This is a genomic window from Streptomyces sp. NPDC025833 (assembly GCF_055558055.1).
In genome coordinates, this window is the sequence record NZ_JBVHNF010000006.1 from 112,776 (window position 1) to 130,905 (window position 18,130).

The 18,130-nt window shown below is 73.6% G+C and carries 16 protein-coding genes and 1 tRNA gene; 9 read left to right on the plus strand and 8 right to left on the minus strand.

The features are described from left to right. Positions 1 to 5: 5 nt before the first annotated feature. Positions 6 to 93 (minus strand) — tRNA-Leu (locus tag ACZ4K2_RS11990). A gap of 216 nt (positions 94 to 309) precedes the next feature. Between ACZ4K2_RS11990 and ACZ4K2_RS11995 the strand changes: the two genes are divergently transcribed. The 3 genes from ACZ4K2_RS11995 to ACZ4K2_RS12005 all read left to right on the plus strand — a co-directional run bounded on the left by ACZ4K2_RS11995 (position 310) and on the right by ACZ4K2_RS12005 (position 2,982). Beyond that, on the plus strand, positions 310 to 1,635 hold the full coding sequence (locus tag ACZ4K2_RS11995) for a M20/M25/M40 family metallo-hydrolase (RefSeq protein ID WP_467473029.1): 1,326 nt from the start codon (positions 310 to 312) through the stop codon (positions 1,633 to 1,635). A gap of 159 nt (positions 1,636 to 1,794) precedes the next feature. Next, positions 1,795 to 2,028: a chaplin ChpH gene (gene chpH / locus ACZ4K2_RS12000; protein WP_467473031.1), complete on the plus strand. Its 234-nt coding sequence runs from the start codon at positions 1,795 to 1,797 to the stop codon at positions 2,026 to 2,028. A gap of 120 nt (positions 2,029 to 2,148) precedes the next feature. Then, positions 2,149 to 2,982 (plus strand): chaplin family protein, encoded by an 834-nt coding sequence (locus tag ACZ4K2_RS12005; RefSeq protein ID WP_467473034.1) that lies wholly within the window; start codon positions 2,149 to 2,151, stop codon positions 2,980 to 2,982. Between the two features lie 129 nt (positions 2,983 to 3,111). Here the strand turns inward: ACZ4K2_RS12005 and ACZ4K2_RS12010 are convergent, their stop codons facing one another. Beyond that, positions 3,112 to 3,300 carry a DUF5703 family protein gene (locus ACZ4K2_RS12010; RefSeq protein WP_014671721.1) on the minus strand — a complete coding sequence of 63 codons (189 nt, stop codon included), beginning with the start codon at positions 3,298 to 3,300 and terminating at the stop codon, positions 3,112 to 3,114. A 47-nt stretch (positions 3,301 to 3,347) separates the two neighbouring features. Between ACZ4K2_RS12010 and ACZ4K2_RS12015 the strand changes: the two genes are divergently transcribed. After that, complete coding sequence (locus ACZ4K2_RS12015) at positions 3,348 to 4,064, plus strand: hypothetical protein (protein ID WP_467473039.1); 717 nt, start codon at positions 3,348 to 3,350, stop codon at positions 4,062 to 4,064. 82 nt (positions 4,065 to 4,146) lie between these two features. Here the strand turns inward: ACZ4K2_RS12015 and ACZ4K2_RS12020 are convergent, their stop codons facing one another. Further along, positions 4,147 to 6,585 (minus strand): helix-hairpin-helix domain-containing protein, encoded by a 2,439-nt coding sequence (locus ACZ4K2_RS12020; RefSeq protein ID WP_467473040.1) that lies wholly within the window; start codon positions 6,583 to 6,585, stop codon positions 4,147 to 4,149. Beyond that, entirely contained in the window at positions 6,582 to 7,565 is a 984-nt protein-coding gene (locus ACZ4K2_RS12025) for an aldo/keto reductase (RefSeq protein ID WP_467473043.1), read from the minus strand. The genes ACZ4K2_RS12020 and ACZ4K2_RS12025 overlap by 4 nt, the downstream gene beginning before the upstream one ends. A gap of 218 nt (positions 7,566 to 7,783) precedes the next feature. Here ACZ4K2_RS12025 and ACZ4K2_RS12030 point away from each other — a divergent pair, with 218 nt between their 5' ends. Next, on the plus strand, positions 7,784 to 8,839 hold the full coding sequence (locus ACZ4K2_RS12030) for an LLM class F420-dependent oxidoreductase (RefSeq protein ID WP_467473045.1): 1,056 nt from the start codon (positions 7,784 to 7,786) through the stop codon (positions 8,837 to 8,839). 165 nt (positions 8,840 to 9,004) lie between these two features. Here the strand turns inward: ACZ4K2_RS12030 and corA are convergent, their stop codons facing one another. Continuing rightward, positions 9,005 to 10,000, minus strand: a complete 996-nt coding sequence (corA, locus tag ACZ4K2_RS12035; protein WP_467473469.1) for a magnesium/cobalt transporter CorA — start codon at positions 9,998 to 10,000, stop codon at positions 9,005 to 9,007. A gap of 61 nt (positions 10,001 to 10,061) precedes the next feature. On the opposite strand from corA, the gene ACZ4K2_RS12040 reads away from it, so the two are divergent. The 4 genes from ACZ4K2_RS12040 (at position 10,062) to mshC (ending at position 13,549) form a co-directional block, all read left to right on the plus strand. Continuing rightward, a complete protein-coding gene (locus ACZ4K2_RS12040) occupies positions 10,062 to 10,748 on the plus strand; it encodes a histidine phosphatase family protein (protein ID WP_467473046.1) in 687 nt (228 codons plus the stop codon). 99 nt (positions 10,749 to 10,847) lie between these two features. Continuing rightward, a complete protein-coding gene (locus tag ACZ4K2_RS12045) occupies positions 10,848 to 11,438 on the plus strand; it encodes a DUF3090 domain-containing protein (RefSeq protein WP_467473048.1) in 591 nt (196 codons plus the stop codon). Continuing rightward, on the plus strand, positions 11,402 to 12,226 hold the full coding sequence (locus tag ACZ4K2_RS12050; protein WP_467473049.1) for an SCO1664 family protein: 825 nt from the start codon (positions 11,402 to 11,404) through the stop codon (positions 12,224 to 12,226). Before ACZ4K2_RS12045 ends, ACZ4K2_RS12050 begins: the two co-directional genes overlap by 37 nt. A 93-nt stretch (positions 12,227 to 12,319) precedes the next feature. Then, complete coding sequence (mshC, locus tag ACZ4K2_RS12055; protein WP_467473051.1) at positions 12,320 to 13,549, plus strand: cysteine--1-D-myo-inosityl 2-amino-2-deoxy-alpha-D-glucopyranoside ligase; 1,230 nt, start codon at positions 12,320 to 12,322, stop codon at positions 13,547 to 13,549. Positions 13,550 to 13,675: 126 nt separating this feature from the next. Here the strand turns inward: mshC and ACZ4K2_RS12060 are convergent, their stop codons facing one another. The 3 genes from ACZ4K2_RS12060 to glpK form a co-directional block, all read right to left on the minus strand. After that, positions 13,676 to 14,596, minus strand: coding sequence for a PAC2 family protein (locus tag ACZ4K2_RS12060; RefSeq protein WP_467473053.1), 921 nt, complete (start codon positions 14,594 to 14,596; stop codon positions 13,676 to 13,678). Positions 14,597 to 14,883: 287 nt separating this feature from the next. Continuing rightward, positions 14,884 to 16,500, minus strand: coding sequence for a glycerol-3-phosphate dehydrogenase/oxidase (locus ACZ4K2_RS12065; RefSeq protein ID WP_467473055.1), 1,617 nt, complete (start codon positions 16,498 to 16,500; stop codon positions 14,884 to 14,886). A gap of 47 nt (positions 16,501 to 16,547) precedes the next feature. Next, positions 16,548 to 18,086: a glycerol kinase GlpK gene (gene glpK / locus ACZ4K2_RS12070; RefSeq protein ID WP_467473056.1), complete on the minus strand. Its 1,539-nt coding sequence runs from the start codon at positions 18,084 to 18,086 to the stop codon at positions 16,548 to 16,550. Positions 18,087 to 18,130: the final 44 nt, after the last annotated feature.

Sequence of the window (18,130 nt, forward strand, 5' to 3'; positions counted from 1 at the left end):
CTCACTGGTGTCCGAGGGGGGACTTGAACCCCCACGCCCGATAAAGGGCACTAGCACCTCAAGCTAGCGCGTCTGCCATTCCGCCACCCGGACAAGGTGTCTGTCGTGCGGGGCCCTCCCTCTCGGTGAGGTCTTCCTCGCGGCGACGAAGGAAACATTACCAGGCTTTCCGGGGTGCCTGATCACCCCCCCCGGCGCCGGTCCGGAGGGCGTGAACGGTGTGTGACGGGCCGGGACCGGTCTTGGGCCCCGGACCGGACCGGGGAGAGGATGGGGGGACCACCAGCAGTGACAGCGGGAGGAAGCACCGTGAGCGAGACGGACACGGCCAGGGGCGTGACCGGCGAGGACGAGGTCGTGGACCTCTGCCGCGAGCTGATCCGGTTCGACACCAGCAACTACGGCGACCACTCCGGGCCGGGCGAGCGCAAGGCCGCCGAGTGGACCGCCGAGAAGCTCGCCGAGGTCGGGCTGGAACCGAAGATCTACGAGTCGCATCCCGGCCGCGCCTCCACCGTGGCCCGCATCGAGGGCGAGGACCCGTCCCGGCCCGCCCTGCTGATCCACGGCCACCTGGACGTCGTACCGGCCAACGCCGCCGACTGGACCCACGACCCGTTCTCCGGCGAGGTCGCCGACGGGTGCGTGTGGGGGCGCGGGGCCGTCGACATGAAGGACATGGACGCGATGACCCTCGCGGTCGTCCGCGACCGGCTGCGCAGCGGGCGCCGGCCCCCGCGGGACATCGTGGTCGCCTTCCTCGCCGACGAGGAGGCAGGCGGCACGTACGGCGCCCGGCACCTCGTAGACAACCACCCCGAGCTGTTCGAGGGCGTCACCGAGGCGATCAGCGAGGTCGGCGGCTTCTCCTTCACCGTGAACGACCAGCGGCGGCTCTACCTGATCCAGACGGCCGAGAAAGGCATGCACTGGATGAAGCTCACCGTGGCCGGCACCGCCGGGCACGGCTCGATGATCCACCGCGACAACGCCATCACCGAGCTGTCGGAGGCCGTCGCCCGGGTCGGCCGGCACACCTTCCCGGTACGGGTGACCAAGACCACCCGGGCCTTCCTCGACGAACTGGGCGACGCGCTCGGCACCGAGCTGGACCCGGAGGACATGCAGGCCACCATCGCCAAGCTCGGCGGCATCGCCAAGCTGATCGGCGCGACCCTGAGCAACACCGCCAACCCCACCCAGCTGAACGCCGGCTACAAGGTCAACGTCATCCCCGGCGAGGCCACCGCCCACCTCGACGGACGGTTCCTGCCGGGGCACGAGGAGGAGTTCCTCACCGACCTCGACCGGCTGCTCGGCCCGCACGTCCGCCGCGAGGACGTGCACACCGACAAGGCGCTGGAGACCAGCTTCGACGGCGCCCTGGTGGAGGCCATGCAGTCCGCGCTGCTCGCCGAGGACCCCACCGCCAAGGCGATCCCGTACATGCTCTCCGGCGGCACCGACGCCAAGTCCTTCGACGACCTCGGCATCCGCGGCTTCGGCTTCGCCCCGCTGAAGCTGCCGCCGGATCTGGACTTCGCCGGCATGTTCCACGGCGTGGACGAGCGGGTGCCGGTGGACGGGCTCCGGTTCGGGGTGCGGGTGCTCGACCGCTTCATCGACGCCTCGTGAGACCGCGCCCCACCCGGGGCGCGCCACCTAATCGGCCAGCCGTGCGAGACCGACTGGGAAGGGTGAATACGACGATAGGTTCGTAGCCTCATTGGTTCCTCCTCGTTGCAGCTGATGTGATCCCGCGCCTTGGGGTCGCATTGCCAACTAGGAGGAAGAATGATCAAGAAGGTCGTCGCTGCTGCGGCCGCCACCGGCGGTCTGGTTCTCGCGGGCGCGGGCCTCGCCGTCGCCGACTCCGGTGCCCAGGGTGCCGCCGTGCACTCCCCGGGTGTCGTCTCCGGCAACGTGGTCCAGGTGCCCGTGCACGTCCCGGTGAACGTGTGCGGCAACACGATCAACGTGATCGGGCTCCTGAACCCCGCCTTCGGCAACGCCTGCGTCAACAGGTGACGCCGGCTCCCTGAGGGGCGTCCTCTTACGAGCCGCCGGCCCCGGAGCGCGCGCCGCGCGCTCCGGGGCCGGCCGGTCTTCCGAGAACCGAAGGCAGTGAAGGCAGGGGGGAATTCCACCATGCGACAGGGCACGCGCAAGGGCCTGATGACCATGGCCGCCGCGACCGGCGTGATCGCCGCCGCGAGCGGCTACGCACACGCCGGCTCCGCGGCGGCGGGCGCCGCCGGGGGCTCACCCGGCGTACTGTCCGGCAACACGGTGCAGGTACCGGTGCACGCGCCGGTGAACGTCTGCGGCAACACCGTGAACGTCGTCGGACTGCTCAACCCGTCGGCGGGCAACGCGTGCGCCGGCCTCGGCGGCACGCCGGGGGGCCGTCACCACGGCTCCGGCGGCTCGCACGCGGACGGCGGCACGGGCGGTTCGCCGGGTGTCGGATCCGGCAACACCGTGCAGGTGCCGATCGACGTCCCGGTGAACGTGTGCGGCAACAGCGTCGACGTGATCGGCCTGGGCAACGCCACCACGGGCAACCGCTGCGCCGACGACGGCGGGTACGGCAACCAGCCGGGCAAGCCGGGTCACCCGGGCAAGCCTGGCAAGCCGGGACAACCGGGCAAGCCAGGGCACCCGGGCAACCCCGGTCAGCCGGGAGAGCCGAACAGCCCCGGCCGGCCGGGCAACCCGGGGCACCCCGGTCACCCCGGCAACCCGGGCAACCCCGGCACCCCGCACCGGCCGGGTGGCGGCGGCCACGGCACGGGCGGTTCCCCGTCCGACCACGGGGCGACCCAGGCCGCGGCGCACACGGGCCGCTCCGACCGGCCGCTCGCCACGGGCGAACTCGCCCACACCGGCGGCGGGACGCCGCTCGGCATCGCCCTCCCGGCCGCCGCGGGCGCGCTGCTCGCGGGCGCGGTGCTGTACCGCAAGGCCCGGGCCGCGGCGTAGCGGCAGCGCGGACCCGGCGGCGGTACGGCCCGGCGACGGGGCCGGAAGGCCACCGGACGGAAACGGGCCGCCGGACGGAAGCGGGCCCCGCCATCCCGGCGGGGCCCGCTTCCGTTCACAAGTCCGGACTCACCACGTGGCACGCACCTGGCGGATGATCCGCCGGCGCAACCGCACCCTGCGGCTGCCGTCGCGCAGCAGGCTCAGTCGGTCCAACTCCCAGTGTCCGTACTCGGCATGGTCCGTCAGCAGACGCGTCGCCTCCTTGCGGGAGACCCCGCGAGGCACGTACACGTCGACAAATTCGTATTCCGGCATCGCATCTATTGTGCGGGCTGGTGCCCGGTACGGATAGCGTCTGCACTATGTCTGATGCTGCGCAGCCCACCGCTGCCGAGGTACGCGCCGCCGCCGAGGCGGTCAAGACCGCGCTCGACCGTCATCTGGCTGCGATCGAACGCAGGTCCGGGGAGGACGATCCGGCCGTCTCCGAGGCGTTCAACCAGCTGGCCGCTGCCGCCGAGGCGTACGACGAACTGCTCTACGACCGCTTCGACGAGGTCACCCCCTTCGAGATCCCGGGCGCGGAGGACGCGCTGCCGCCGTACGCGGGACCAGAGGAACCGCACGCGATCAGTGTGCTCATCCGCCGCGACTACACGGTGGCGGAACCCCAGCGGCTGCTGGCGCAGGCACAGCGGGTCGAGGCGGCGGAGTACGAGGACGGCGTGGCGAACGACGACGTCTCCGGGACCGTCCCGGGGGCGCTGGGCGTGCTCTTCGGCGAGTTCGAGCCGGACGAGATCGCCTCCCGCCACAAGGAGTTCGGTCTGGAGGAGGGCGACTCCACACTCTGGGTCACGGCGGCGGAGGAGCCGCCCGAGGCCGGCGAGTGGCTGGAGGCGCCCTTCGAGCACGCCGACCCGCAGGCGGTGGTGTGCCGGTTCGACGTGAGCGCGGTGTTCGACGACGAGGACTCCGACGACGACGAGGACCCCGCCGACGAGGACGACTCCGACGACGAGATCGACTTCGTCGACGAGGACGACGAGGAGCTGGAACCGCTCGACGCCGAGAGGTGAACCGCGCCCGGCGGTGCCGCGGGCCCGGCGGCCCGTACGGCACCGCCCCCGCCCGGCAGGGGCGGGAGCGGCCCCGCCGGGATCAGGTCGCCTGCGGGCGCAACAGGGTCTGCAGGCGGGTCGTACGGTCCTTGGCCGGGACCTCCGCGACCGCCCTCGGCAGCGCCTGCTCCACACCGTGGACCACGGACAGGTGCCGTTCCGCCCGGCCGAACGCCGTGTACACCCAGGGGCGGCTGAGCACCTGGGCGGCGTCGCCCGGCAGCACCACGACCGCCGCCGGCCAGCGGGCGCCCACCGCCTGGTGCGCGGTGACCGCCCAGCCGTGCCGGACGGCGCCCTCCACCCGCTCCCGGGGCACGACGACGGGGACACCGGCGCACGACAGGTGCAGCCCCTCGCCGTCGGCCTTCACCACCACGCCCGGCACCGTACGACCCGGCGCGGGGGCGTAGGCGATCCGGTCACCGGGGTCGAAGCCGCCGAACCGGCCCGGACCCGGGTTGAGACGCTCCTTCAGGGCGGAGTTGAGGGCACGGGTGCCCGCGGCGCCGCCGTGGCCCGGGGTGATCACCACGGTCTCGTCGGCCGGCACGCCGATCGCGCGCGGCACCGAGTCCGCGACCAGCTGCACCGTGCGGTGCACGGCCTCGCCGGCGTCCCGCACCGGCACGATGACGATCTCCTTGCCGGGGGCCGCCACCTGGTTCAGCTCGCCGATGCCGACGCCCGAGACCAGCTCGCCCAGCGGACCGGGATCCGGCACGCGGGAGGCGGTCTGCGGACAGACCCGGGCCGCGAGCAGGTCGGCGAAGACCCGGCCCGGACCGGCCGACCACAGCACCCCGGGGTCGCCGCTGAGCACCAGCCGCGCCCCGTCGGGCAGCGACTCCACCAGCATCGCGGCGGCCTCCACGTCGAGCTGGGGCGCGTCCAGCACGATCAGCAGGTCGAGCTCCAGCGCGCCGTCCGCGTCCCGGCCCGGCCCCTCCGCGCCGGACAGCAGCCCGGCGACCGTGACCGCGACCGCGTCCCGCTCCGCGACCTCGTCACCGAGGCGCGCGGCCAGCCGGCGGCGCCCGTCCGGTGTGTGGCAGGCGCCGAAGGCCCGCAGCCCCGCGGCCCGGGCGGCGGCGAGCAGCGCGGCCGGTTCGGCACGGGCCGCCTCCCCGCCCGTGTGCAGCACCAGGCCGCGCCCGGCGACCGCCCGGGCCAGCTCCGCCGCGCCGCCGGACACCCCGGCTGCGGCCGTCGCCCACGCCTCCTCGGCCTCCTCGGCCGGGGAGGCGGCCAGCCGGGCCAGGCCGTCGGCGAGGCTCTCCTCGGCCAGCGCGTACCGCTCCAGGCCGACGAGGACCCGGACCGGCCGCTCCCGCTCCCCGTCCTCCTCCTCGCCGTCGGCGTCCCCGGCCGCGGGGGCGCCGCCCGGCTCCTCCAGTGCGTCCTGGAACACCAGCGCCTCGCCCTCGGCCAGGGTGTCCTGCACCGCCGCGTCCGGGTCGGGCACGCCCTGCCGGCCCAGCGCCGCGGTGAGCGCGGTCAGCTCCAGGACGGTGTGCCCGGCCACGGCGGCCTGCTCCAGCAGCCAGACGGTCAGTCCGCGGCCCCGCCGCTCGTCGCCCGGGCCGCAGTCGGCGCCGAGCAGCGCCCGCGCGAAGCCGTCGGCCTGCTCCGGCCGCACCCCGCCGACCCGGAGCAGCCGCCAGGGGTCCTCGCGCAGCGCGGCGCCGACGCCCTCGCCGAGGGCCGCGGCGACCTGCGGGGCGAGGGTGTCGGGGGCGCCGCCCTCGGTCAGCACGCGGCGCGCGGCCTCCACGGCCTCCGGCGCGGGACCACCGGGCGCCGCGGGAGCCGCGGGCCGGGGCGTGCGCGCCGGTTCCGGTGCGGGGCGGCGCGGTGCGGGCGCGGGCTCCGGTTCGGGCGCGGCGAAGACCGTGGTGGCCGGTTTCCCGCCGCTCTCCACCGCCCGGACCGCGGCGAGCAGGTCCGCGGCCGTGCCGCTCAGCCTGGCGCCGCTGTCGATCGGGCCGTGCCGCTCGGCCTTGCGCCGCTCGATCCGCTCCCGCTCGATCCGCTGCGCGGCCAGCTCGGCCTCCGCCTCGGACTTCCCGGCCCCCCCGGCCTCCTCCGGTTTCCCGGCCGCCCCGGCACTCTCCGCCTCCTCGGCCGCCGCTTCGACGTCCTCCGGATCCCCGGCCCCCTCGGCACCCACAGGCTCCCCGGCCGCCGCTTCGGCCTCCTCCGGTTTCCCGGCCTCCTCGGCGTCTTCAGGGCTTACCGGCTCCCCGGCCGTCCCGGGCCCGTCCCCGTCCTGTCCGGTGCCGGCGTCTGCCGCCCGCCCGGGTTCCGCCGCCGTGGTCTCGCCCGGTCCGCCCGCCGCCGTTCCCCCGGAGCCCTCCGCCGGGCCGCCGGCGTCCGCGGGGGCCGCCCCGCCGCCCGCTCCCGGTTCTTCCGCCGTGGTCCGAGGTGTGTCCGGCGTCCCCGGCCCGGCTTCCTCCGTGGTCTCCGGCTCCGTGCTCACAGCGTGCTCCAGTCGTGATCGGGATAGCGGTGCACGGGCGCCGACACATCGTCCAGCGCCCGGCAGATCTCGTCAGGAAGACTAAGCGCCTCCACTGACAACGCCGCCGTGAGCTGCTGCGCGGTGCGCGCGCCGACGATCGGCGCGACCACCCCGGGCCGGTCCCGCACCCAGGCGAGCGCGACCTGGAGCGGGGTGACCGCGAGTCCGTCGGCCGCCGTCGTCACCGCGTCCACGATGCGGGTCGCCGTGTCGTCCAGGTACGGCTCGACGAACGGCGCGAGGTGGCCGGAGGCGCCGCGCGAGTCCGGGGGAGTGGTGTGCCGGTACTTCCCGGTCAGCACGCCCCGGCCGAGCGGGGAGGAGGGCAGCAGGCCCACCCCGAGGTCGAGCGCGGCCGGCAGCACCTCACGCTCCACGCCCCGCTGGAGCAGCGAGTACTCCATCTGGGTGCTGGCCAGCCGGGTGCGGGCGCCGGGGGCGGCGAGCTGCCAGGTGGCGGCCTTGGCCAGCTGCCAGCCGCAGAAGTTCGAGACGCCGGCGTACCGGGCGCGGCCGCTGCTCACCGCGAGGTCGAGCGCCTGGAGCGTCTCCTCCAGCGGTGTGCCGGGGTCGTAGGCGTGGACGTGCCACAGGTCGACGTGGTCGGTACCGAGGCGGGCCAGGGAGGCGTCGAGCGCGGCGAGCAGATGGCCGCGGGAACCGTCGAAGCGGCGGTCGGGGTCGGGCACGCTGCCCGCCTTGGTGGCGACGACCAGGTCCCGGCGCGGCACCAGGCCGTCCATGAGCTGTCCGAGCAGGTACTCCGCCTCCCCGTCGCCGTACACGTCCGCCGTGTCGACGAGGGTGCCGCCGGCCTCCCAGAACGCCTTCAGCATGCCAGCGGCGTCGTGCTCGTCGGTGTCCCGGCCCCAGGTGAGGGTGCCGAGCCCGATCCGGGACACACGCAGGCCGGTACGGCCGAGATGCCTCTGCTCCATGCGGGCGAGATTACTGGCCGGAACCGGTGCGGTGGGTGGCCTGTGGACAACCGGGACGATCACCGGGCGCCAGGGGTCGCCGGGCCGTCGCGGGGCGGGGCGAGTGACCGCCCGCGTCCGGTCCCGTGCGCCGGCCTCCCCGGCGGCCTGCCGTCCGCCCGCGCCCCGCGCTAAGGTCGGCCCGACAAGACGTTACTGATCGGTAAGGGGATGCGGCCATGCAGCTCGGGATCAACCTCGGCTACTGGGGTGCCGGAATGGACGGCGACAACCTGGCCGTGGCGCAGGAGGCCGACCGGCTGGGCTACGCGGTGTGCTGGGCCGCCGAGGCCTACGGCTCGGACGCCGCCACCGTGCTCAGCTGGGTCGCCGCGCAGACCGAGCGCATCGACGTCGGCTCGGCCATCTTCCAGATCCCGGCCCGCCAGCCCGCGATGACCGCGATGACCGCGGCCACGCTCGACTCGCTGTCCGGCGGCCGGTTCCGGCTCGGCCTCGGCGTCTCCGGCCCGCAGGTCTCCGAGGGCTGGTACGGCGTCCGGTTCGACAAGCCGCTGGCCCGCACCCGCGAGTACGTGGAGATCGTCCGCAGGGCGATGACCCGGGAGCGGCTGACCTACGAGGGCGAGCACTGGACGCTGCCGCTGCCCGGCGGCCCGGGCAAGCCGCTCAAGCTGACCGTGCACCCCCAGCGCGAGCACATCCCGCTCTACATCGCCGCGATCGGCCCGAAGAACCTGGAGCAGACCGGCGAGATCGCCGACGGCGCGCTGCTCATCTTCCCCTCCGCCGAGCACCTGGAGGAGACCACGGTCAGGCACCTGCGGGCGGGCCGGGAGAAGGCGGGCCTGACGCTCGACGGGTTCGACGTGTGCCCGACCCTGCCGCTCGCCGTCGGCGACGACCGGGACGTGGCCCGCCTCGCCGACACCTTCCGCCCGTACACCGCGCTGTACGTCGGCGGCATGGGCAGCGCCAAGCAGAACTTCTACAACCGGCTCGCCCAGCGCATGGGGTACGAGAAGGAGGCCGCCGAGATCCAGCGGAAGTACCTGTCCGGGGACAAGCAGGGCGCCGCCGCCGCGATCCCGCAGGACCTCATCGACAAGACCGCGCTGCTCGGCTCGGTCGACCGGATCGCCGACCGGATGAAGGCGTACGCCGCCGCCGGTGTCACCACGCTCAGCCTGGCCCCGGCCGGCTTCACGCTGGAGGAGCGGCTCGCCTCGCTGCGGGCCGGCGCCGACGCCCTGGAGCGGGCCGGCCTCGCCTGAGGAAGTCAGCGGCCGTGGTGGGGGCTCGGGGGTCTTCCCCGCCACGGCCGTCACCGAGGACAACGCGCCCGGCCCCGCCCGGTTACGACTCGCGCGGCCTTTCTTTCCCGGTCCGCTCCCGGCCCGGAAAGGTCCGCGCCGCCCGCACGGCCGTCCGGGCCGCCCTCACAGCCACCCGCGCCGTTTGAACAGCCGGTGCAGCAGGATCTCCAGCACGATCATCAGCGTGATCACCACCGGGTACGACCACAGCCAGTGCAGCTCGGGCATGTGGTCGAAGTTCATGCCGTAGATCCCGGCGATCATCGTCGGCACCGCCGCCATCGCCGCCCACGCGGAGATCTTCCGCATGTCGTCGTTCTGCCGGACGCTCATCTGGGCCAGGTAGGCCGACAGGATGTCCGAGACCAGCCGGTCCAGGGACTCCACGGACTCGTTCACGCGCGCGAGGTGGTCGCCCACGTCCCGGAAGAAGGGCCGCGCCTTGTCGTGCACGAACGGCACCGCGTTCCCGAGCGGACCGCCGCCGGCCAGCCGGGTCAGCGGCAGCGCCAGCGGCCCGGTGGCCCGGCGGAACTCCAGGACCTGCCGTTTGAAGGTGTAGATCCGCGACGCGGTGTTGCGCGAACCGCCGATGTCCGGCTGGAAGACTTCCGCCTCCAGTTCGTCCAGGTCGGTCTGCAGCTCGGTCGCCACCTCCAGGTAGTGGTCCACGGTGGCGTCCGCGATCGCGTACAGCACGGCGGTGGGGCCCTTGTCGAGCAGCTCCGGCTCCTCCTCCAGCCGGTGCCGCACCGCCGCCAGCGGCGCACCCTCGCCGTGCCGGACGGTCACCACGAAGCTCTCCCCGACGAAGACCATCACCTCGCCGGCCGAGACGGCATCGCTCGCGGGCTCGTACACGACCGGTTTCAGCACCACGAACAGCGAGTCGTCGTACACCTCCAGCTTGGGCCGCTGGTGCGCCTTCAGCGCGTCCTCCACAGCGAGCGGGTGCAGCCCGAACTCCTGCGTGACCAGGTCGAACTCCTGCTCGGACGGCTCGTGCAGCCCGATCCACACGAAACCGCCGGCCGCCCGGGCCCCGGCGAGCGCGTCCGACAGATCCTCCGGCCCCTCGGCACGGTGCCCGTGCCGGTAGATGGCGCAGTCCACGATCACTCCGCGCATTCTCCCTTCGCCCGCCCACCACCTCCCGGCGGTGTATGCCTACCCTTGCCGCATGCCCACGCTGATCCTCGTAAGGCACGGACGCTCCACCGCCAACACCTCGGGCCTGCTCGCCGGGCGGACACCCGGGGTCGCCCTCGACGAGCGCGGCGCCGCGCAGGCCGCCGCGCTGCCCGGCAGACTCGCCGGCCTGCCGATCTCGGAGGTCGTCACCAGCCCGCTCCAGCGCTGCCGGGAAACCGTACGCCCGCTGCTGGAGTCCCGCCCCGGTCTGCGCGTCCACACCGAGGAGCGGATCGAGGAGTGCGACTACGGCGACTGGTCCGGCCGCAAGCTCGCCGAGCTGACGGACGAGCCGCTCATGGAGGTCGTCCAGGCCCACCCGTCCGCCGCCGCCTTCCCCGGCGGCGAGTCGATGCGGGCCATGCAGACCCGTGCCGCCGAGGCGGTACGCGAGTGGAACGCGCGCGTGGAGCGCGACCACGGCGCCGACGCGCTCTACCTGATGTGCTCCCACGGCGACATCATCAAGTCCCTCGTCGCCGACGCCCTCGGGCTGCACCTCGACCTCTTCCAGCGGATCTCCGTGGAGCCGTGTTCCGTCACCGCGATCCGCTACACCCGGCTCAGGCCGTTCCTCGTACGCCTCGGCGAGACCGGGGACCTCGCTTCGCTCGCGCCGCGCGAGGAACCCGGCGAGGGCGACGCACCGGTCGGGGGCGGTGCGGGCGCACCGTGATCGCCGCCCGCAGTAGGGTGAACCGATCCACCCGGTCGGCCTCCCCCACGGCACGCACCGCTGAACCGCTCGAAACCACGAACTCAATGGAGACAGGACGTGTCCCGTCAGGTGTTCCTCTACGACCAGCCGGACCGCTTCGTGGCCGGCACGGTCGGACTGCCCGGGCGCCGTACGTTCTTCCTCCAGGCCACCGCGGGCCCCCGGGTGACCAGCGTGATCCTGGAGAAGACGCAGGTCGCCGCGCTCGCCGAGCGCATGGACGAGCTGCTCGACGAGGTCGTACGGCGTAGCGGCGGAAGCGCCGCCGTCCCCGCCGTGGCACCCAGCGAGGTCGGCGACACCGCCCCCCTCGACACCCCCGTCGACGAGGAGTTCCGCGTCGGCACCATGGCCCTGGCCTGGGACGGCGAGGACCAGCGCATGATCGTCGAGGCGCAGGCGCTGGTCGAACTGGACGCCGACACCGAGGAGGACCTCGCCGAGGCCGAGGAGCGACTGCTCCAGGACGAGGAGAACGGACCCCCGATGCTGCGGGTCCGGCTGACCGGCGCGCAGGCCCGGGCCTTCGCCAAGCGCGCCCTCGACGTCGTCAACGCCGGGCGGCCGCCGTGCCCGCTGTGCAGCCTCCCGCTCGATCCGGAAGGACACGTATGTCCGCGCCAGAACGGATACCGCCGCGGAGCGTGACGGCGGACCCCGACCCCGCCGAACTGCTCGCGCGGGGTGAGCTGACCGTACGCGGCCGGATCCGCGAGGCGTCCAACGCGGCCCTGTTCTGCACGGTCGCCCTCGACGGCCGGAAAGCCTCCTGCATATACAAGCCGGTGGCCGGCGAACGCCCCCTGTGGGACTTCCCCGACGGCACGCTCGCGGGCCGCGAGGTGGCCGCCTACGAGGTCTCCGAGGCCACCGGCTGGGAGCTGGTGCCGCCGACCGTGCTGCGCGACGGCCCCTACGGCGAGGGCATGTGCCAGCTCTGGATCGACGTGCACGCCGAGGCCGAGCTGCTCGCCCTGGTCGACGCCGAGGAGCCCGGGCCCGGCTGGAAGGCCGTCGGGCTCGCCGACGTCGGCGAGGGCCGCACCGCCCTGCTGGTGCACGCCGACGACGAGCGCCTGCGCCGGCTCGCCGTCCTGGACGCCGTGATCAACAACGCCGACCGCAAGGGCGGCCACCTGCTGCCCACCGCCGACGGCCGCCTCTACGGCATCGACCACGGCGTCACCTTCAACGCCGAGAACAAGCTGCGCACCCTCCTGTGGGGCTGGGCCGGGGAACCCCTCACCGCCGAGGCCGTCGACGTCCTGAAACGGCTGCGCGACGCCCTGGACGGCCGGCTGGGCGAACGGCTGGCCCCCCTGATCACCGCGGCCGAGACCGACGCCACGCGCGCGCGTGTCGACGCGCTGCTCGCCGCCGGGGCGCACCCGGAACCGACCGGGGAGTGGCCGGCCATCCCCTGGCCACCCGTGTGAGCACAGTCGGCGCCGAGTTTCAAGAGTGCGGATCCGGTCATCCGGCCCGATCCCGTTCGTATCCGCCGCTCGGCGCCGGTTAGGCTCATGTACATGCATGCCTGGCCCGCTTCCGAGGTCCCCGCCCTGCCTGGTCAGGGCCGCGACCTGAGGATCCACGACACCGCGACCGGCGGCCTCGTCACCCTCGACCCCGGTCCCGTCGCCCGTATCTACGTCTGCGGCATCACCCCGTACGACGCGACCCACATGGGTCACGCGGCGACCTACAACGCGTTCGACCTCGTGCAGCGCGTGTGGCTCGACACCAAGCGGCAGGTCCACTACGTCCAGAACGTCACCGACGTCGACGATCCGCTGCTGGAGCGCGCGGACCGGGACGGCGTCGACTGGGTCGCCCTCGCCGAGAAGGAGACGGCCCTCTTCCGTGAGGACATGACCGCCCTGCGGATGCTGCCCCCGCGGCACTACATAGGAGCCGTCGAGGCCATACCCGGCATCGTCCCGCTCGTGGAGCGGCTGCGCGAACTCGGCGCGGCCTACGAGCTGGAGGGTGACGTCTACTTCTCCGTCGAGTCGGACCCGCACTTCGGCCAGGTGTCCCGCCTCGACGCCGCCGCCATGCGGCTGCTGTCCGCCGAGCGCGGCGGCGACCCGGACCGCCAGGGCAAGAAGAACCCGCTGGACCCGATGCTGTGGATGGCGGCCCGCGAGGGCGAGCCGAGCTGGGACGGCGGCTCGCTCGGCCGGGGCCGCCCGGGCTGGCACATCGAGTGCGTAGCCATCGCCCTCGACCACCTCGGCATGGGCTTCGACGTCCAGGGCGGCGGCTCCGACCTCGCCTTCCCGCACCACGAGATGGGCGCCTCGCACGCCCAGGTGCTCACCGGCGAGTTCCCCATGGCCAAGGCGTACGTGCACGCCGGCATGGTCGCCCTCGACGGCGAGAAGATGTCCAAGTCCAAGGGCAACCTCGTCTTCGTCTCGCGGCTGCGCCGCGACGGCGTCGACCCCGCCGCCGTCCGCCTGACCCTGCTGGCCCACCACTACCGGGCCGACTGGGAGTGGACCGACCAGGTCCTCGCGGACGCCGTGGCCCGCCTCGACCGCTGGCGCGCGGCCGTCTCCCGGCCGGACGGCCCGTCCGCCGACGCCCTCGTGGAGGAGATCCGCGAGGCCCTGGCGAACGACCTGGACGCCCCCGCGGCCCTCGCGGCCGTGGACCGCTGGGCGGCCGCGCAGGAGCGGGAGGGCGGCACGGACACGGGCGCCCCCGGCGTGGTCAGCCGGGCCGTGGACGCGCTGCTGGGCGTGGCGCTCTAGGCACCGCCGGGACCGCCCCGGAGCCCCGGGGCGGTCCCGCCGCACAGCCGGTGCGTACGCGCGAGAGGGGGCGCTTCCGCACGCGGGAAGCGCCCCCTCTCCGTACGTCGGCCGGGCCCGGAACGCTCAGTCGTCCGGGCTCTCCTCGCCCTCCTCCTTGGCACCCCCGCCGCCGGCCGGGGGCCTCGGCTTCCCGCCCGGCGGGCCCACGTCCCGGCGCCGCAGGTACCGCTCGAACTCGCGGGCGATCGCCTCACCGGACGCCTCCGGCAGCTCGGCGGTGTCGCGGGCCTCCTCCAGCGTCTGCACGTACTCGGCGACCTCGCTGTCCTCCGCGGCCAGCTGGTCCACGCCCACCTGCCAGGCACGCGCGTCCTCGGGCAGCTCGCCCTGCGGGACCCGCAGGTCCAGCAGGTCCTCCAAGCGGTTGAGCAGCGCCAGGGTGGCCTTCGGGTTCGGCGGCTGGGAGACGTAGTGCGGCACGGCCGCCCACAGCGACACCGCCGGGACCCCGGCGTGCGTGCACGCCTCCTGGAGGACGCCGACGATGCCCGTCGGACCCTCGTACTTGGTCTCCTCCAGATCCATCCGGCGGGCCAGGTCCGCGTCGGACGTGACCCCGCTGACCGGCACCGGACGCGTGTGCGGGGTGTCCCCGAGCAGGGCGCCCAGGATGACCACCAGCTCCACGCCCAGCTCGTGGGCGAAGCCCAGCAGCTCGTTGCAGAAGGAGCGCCAGCGCATGGACGGCTCGATCCCGCGGACCAGCACCAGGTCGCGCGGTTTGTCCCCGCCGACCCGGACCACCGACAGTCTCGTCGTCGGCCAGGTGATCTTGCGGACCCCGTCCTCCATGAACACCGTGGGGCGGTTCACCTGGAAGTCGTAGTAGTCCTCGGCGTCCAGCGCCGCGAACACCTCGCCCTTCCATTCGCGCTCCAGATGCGCGACCGCCGTGGAGGCGGCGTCGCCGGCATCGTTCCAGCCCTCGAACGCGGCCACCATGACTGGGTCGATCAGCTCGGGAACCCCCTCCAGCTCGATCACCCAGTTCCTCCTTCCGACGTGCCCTCGCCTGACCCACCAACCTTACGGCGTCCGGCGGGGGCTCCCGCAGCCCCCTTGCGTGGGGGAGTGAACGGATCACTGCCCCGATCACCGTCGTGGAACACCAGGCGCTCCCCGACGGCACCGCGCCCGGCACCCGGCGCACGCGAACGGGGCGGCTCCACCGGCGTGGAGCCGCCCCGCCCGCGTCCCGCGGCCCTCCGCGCGAAGGACGCCGCACCGCGTCCGTTCCGGCCCGGCCCGGCCGGGGGAGGGGCCGGCCGAACCTACTTCTTGTCGAGCAGCTCCTGGACCTTGCCGCGGACCTCGTCCGTGGCCAGGCCCCGGATGGTCAGCGTGGTCCGGCGTCGCAGCACGTCGTCCGCCGTCTCGGCCCACTCGTGGTCACGGGCCCAGACCACCTGTGCCCAGATCTCGGGGGCGTCGGGGTGGACGCGCCCGCCCAGCTCCGGGTGCTCGTTCGCCAGGCGGGCGATGTCGAACGCCAGGGAGCCGTAGTGGGTGGCCAGGTGCCGGGCGGTGTCGGCGGCCATGCGGGATCCGGGCACCGGGTTGTCCACCAGCAGCCGGTGGGCGACCGCGCGCGGGTTGGCGACACCGGGCAGCGGCAGCTTCTTCGGCAGCGCGGAGATCGGCTCGAAGTCGTCGCCGAGCGGGTGGCCCGGCAGCGCCTCCAGCTTCTTCATGACCGTCCGGCCGATGTGGCGGAACGTCGTCCACTTGCCGCCCGCGACGGACAGCATGCCGCCCTTGCCCTCGGTCACCACCGTCTCGCGCTTGGCCTTGGCGGTGTCGCCCGGGCCGCCGGGCAGCACCCGCAGGCCGGCGAACGCGTAGGTGATGAGGTCACGCCGGAGCTGCTGGTCCCGGACGGAGAACGCGGCCTCGTCCAGGATCTGGGCTATGTCGCCGTCGTTGACGGACACGTCCGCCGGGTCGCCCTCGTACTGCTCGTCGGTGGTGCCGAGCAGCAGCATGTCCTCCCAGGGGAGGGCGAAGGTGATGCGGTACTTGTCGATCGGGGTCGCGAGCGCCGCCTTCCACGGCGAGGTGCGCTTCAGCACCAGGTGCGCGCCCTTGGACAGGCGGATCGACGGCGCCGCCTGCGGGTCCTCCATGCGGCGCAGGTGGTCGACCCAGGGGCCGGTCGCGTTCAGCACCAGGCGGGCGTCGACCCCGAACTCGGTGCCGGACATCCGGTCCCGCAGCTCGGCGCCGGTGACCCGGCCCCGGGTGAAGCGCAGCCCGGTGACCTCGGCGTGGTTGAGCACGACCGCGCCCGCCTCGACGGCCGCGCGGACCGTCATCAGCGCCATGCGCGCGTCGTTCATCTGGTCGTCGCCGTACACGGCCACGGCCTTGAGGTTGTCGGTGCGCAGCTCGGGCACGTCCTGCGCCGCCTTGGCGGGGGAGAGCAGGTGGCCGACGCCGTCGCCGAACGCGGAGAGCGCGGAGTAGGCGAAGACGCCCGCGCCCAGCTTCGCCGCGCCGTGCGGGCCGCCCTTGTACACGGGGAGGTAGAAGGTGAGCGGGTTCGCCAGGTGGGGGGCCACCTGGCGGGAGACCGCGCGGCGTTCGAAGTGGTTCTCCGCCACCAGCTTCACCGCGCCGGTCTGCAGGTAGCGCAGACCGCCGTGGAGCAGCTTGGAGGAGGCCGAGGAGGTGGCCCCGGCGAAGTCGCCGGCGTCGACCAGCGCCACCCTGAGCCCGGACTGGGCGGCGTGCCAGGCGGTGGAGATGCCCAGGATGCCGCCGCCGATCACAAGAAGGTCGTACGACGCCTTGGCGAGCTGCTCCCTGGTCTCGGCGCGGCTCGGGTTGGAGCCGGAGGCCGGGTGCGTCCCCAGGGCAGGCACGGACTGCAGGGTGGATGGACTGGTCATGTCGGGTACTTACTCCTCGTCAGAGCTGAACCGGGCCGGGGGACGGCTCAGTTCTCGTCTTCGAGCCAGCCCATGGTCCGGTCGACGGCCTTGAGCCAGTTCTTGTACTCACGGTCGCGGGTCTCCGCGTCCATGCGGGGGGTCCACTCGGCGGCCCGGCGCCAGTTGGCGCGCAGCTCGTCGGTGCTGGACCAGAAGCCGACGGCGAGACCGGCGGCGTAGGCGGCGCCGAGGCAGGTGGTCTCGGCGACCATCGGGCGCACCACCGGCGCGTCCAGGACGTCGGCCAGGGTCTGCATCAGCAGGTTGTTGGCGGTCATGCCGCCGTCCACCTTGAGGGTCACCAGCTCGTCGCCGGAGTCCTTGACCATGGCGTCGGCGATCTCCCGCGTCTGCCAGGCGGTGGCCTCCAGGACGGCGCGCGCGAGGTGCGCCTTGGTGACGTACCGGGTCAGGCCGGCGATCACACCGCGGGCGTCGGAGCGCCAGTGCGGGGCGAACAGGCCGGAGAAGGCCGGCACGAAGTAGGCGCCGCCGTTGTCCTCGACCGAGAGCGCGAGCGTCTCGATCTCGGCGGCGGTGGAGATCAGGCCCATCTGGTCGCGCATCCACTGCACCAGCGAGCCGGTGACGGCGATCGAGCCCTCCAGGGCGTACACGGTCGGCTGGTCGCCGATCTTGTAGCCGACGGTGGTGAGCAGACCGGCGTAGGAGTTGATGATCTTGGAGCCGGTGTTCATCACCATGAAGGTGCCGGTGCCGTAGGTCGACTTCGTCTCGCCCTCGGAGAAGCAGGTCTGGCCGAACAGGGCCGCCTGCTGGTCGCCGAGCGCGGAGGCGACCGGGATGCCGCCGAGCAGGTCGCCGAGCTTGCCGCCGGTGACCTCGCCGTAGACCTCGGCGGAGGACCGGATCTCGGGCAGGATCCGCAGCGGCACGCCGATGGACTCGGCGATCTTCTCGTCCCACCGCATCGTGTGCAGGTTCATGAGCATGGTGCGGGAGGCGTTGGTGACGTCGGTGACGTGCTTGCCGCCGTTGACACCGCCGGTCAGGTTCCAGATGACCCAGGTGTCCATGGTGCCGAAGAGGAGGTCGCCCGCCTCGGCGCGCTCCTTCAGGCCGTCGACGTTGTCGAGCAGCCAGCGGGCCTTGGGGCCGGCGAAGTAGGAGGCGAGCGGTAGACCCGTCTCGCGGCGGAAGCGGTCCTGGCCCACGTTGCGGGCGAGCTCCCGGCAGAGGGCGTCGGTGCGGGTGTCCTGCCAGACGATGGCGTTGTGGACCGGCTCACCGGTGTTCTTGTCCCACAGCACGGTGGTCTCGCGCTGGTTGGTGATGCCGATGGCCTTGATGTCGTCCCGGGTGATGCCGGCCTTCTCGACGGCTCCGGCGACGACCTCCTGGACGTTGGCCCAGATCTCGTTGGCGTCGTGTTCGACCCAGCCCGGCTTGGGGAAGATCTGCTCGTGCTCCTTCTGGTCGACGGAGACGATCCGGCCGTCACGGTCGAAGACGATGCAGCGCGACGAGGTGGTGCCCTGGTCGATCGCCGCGATGAAGGGGCCTGCGGTGTGGGCGTCGGTCACTGTGTGCTCCTGAGAGGTCCGTGGTGATGGGGGCTGCGCGGTAC

Excerpts from the sequence above, each read along its gene's own strand:
- ACZ4K2_RS12040 (WP_467473046.1), top strand. The coding sequence starts at position 10,062 with ATGCCCACGCTGATCCTCGTAAGGCACGGACGCTCCACCGCCAACACC.
- ACZ4K2_RS12015 (WP_467473039.1), top strand. The coding sequence starts at position 3,348 with ATGTCTGATGCTGCGCAGCCCACCGCTGCCGAGGTACGCGCCGCCGCC.
- ACZ4K2_RS12005 (WP_467473034.1), top strand. The coding sequence starts at position 2,149 with ATGCGACAGGGCACGCGCAAGGGCCTGATGACCATGGCCGCCGCGACC.
- ACZ4K2_RS12025 (WP_467473043.1), bottom strand. The coding sequence starts at position 7,565 with ATGGAGCAGAGGCATCTCGGCCGTACCGGCCTGCGTGTGTCCCGGATC.
- ACZ4K2_RS12030 (WP_467473045.1), top strand. The coding sequence starts at position 7,784 with ATGCAGCTCGGGATCAACCTCGGCTACTGGGGTGCCGGAATGGACGGC.
- mshC (WP_467473051.1), top strand. The coding sequence starts at position 12,320 with ATGCATGCCTGGCCCGCTTCCGAGGTCCCCGCCCTGCCTGGTCAGGGC.
- ACZ4K2_RS12065 (WP_467473055.1), bottom strand. The coding sequence starts at position 16,500 with ATGACCAGTCCATCCACCCTGCAGTCCGTGCCTGCCCTGGGGACGCAC.
- chpH (WP_467473031.1), top strand. The coding sequence starts at position 1,795 with ATGATCAAGAAGGTCGTCGCTGCTGCGGCCGCCACCGGCGGTCTGGTT.
- ACZ4K2_RS12050 (WP_467473049.1), top strand. The coding sequence starts at position 11,402 with ATGTCCGCGCCAGAACGGATACCGCCGCGGAGCGTGACGGCGGACCCC.
- ACZ4K2_RS12010 (WP_014671721.1), bottom strand. The coding sequence starts at position 3,300 with ATGCCGGAATACGAATTTGTCGACGTGTACGTGCCTCGCGGGGTCTCC.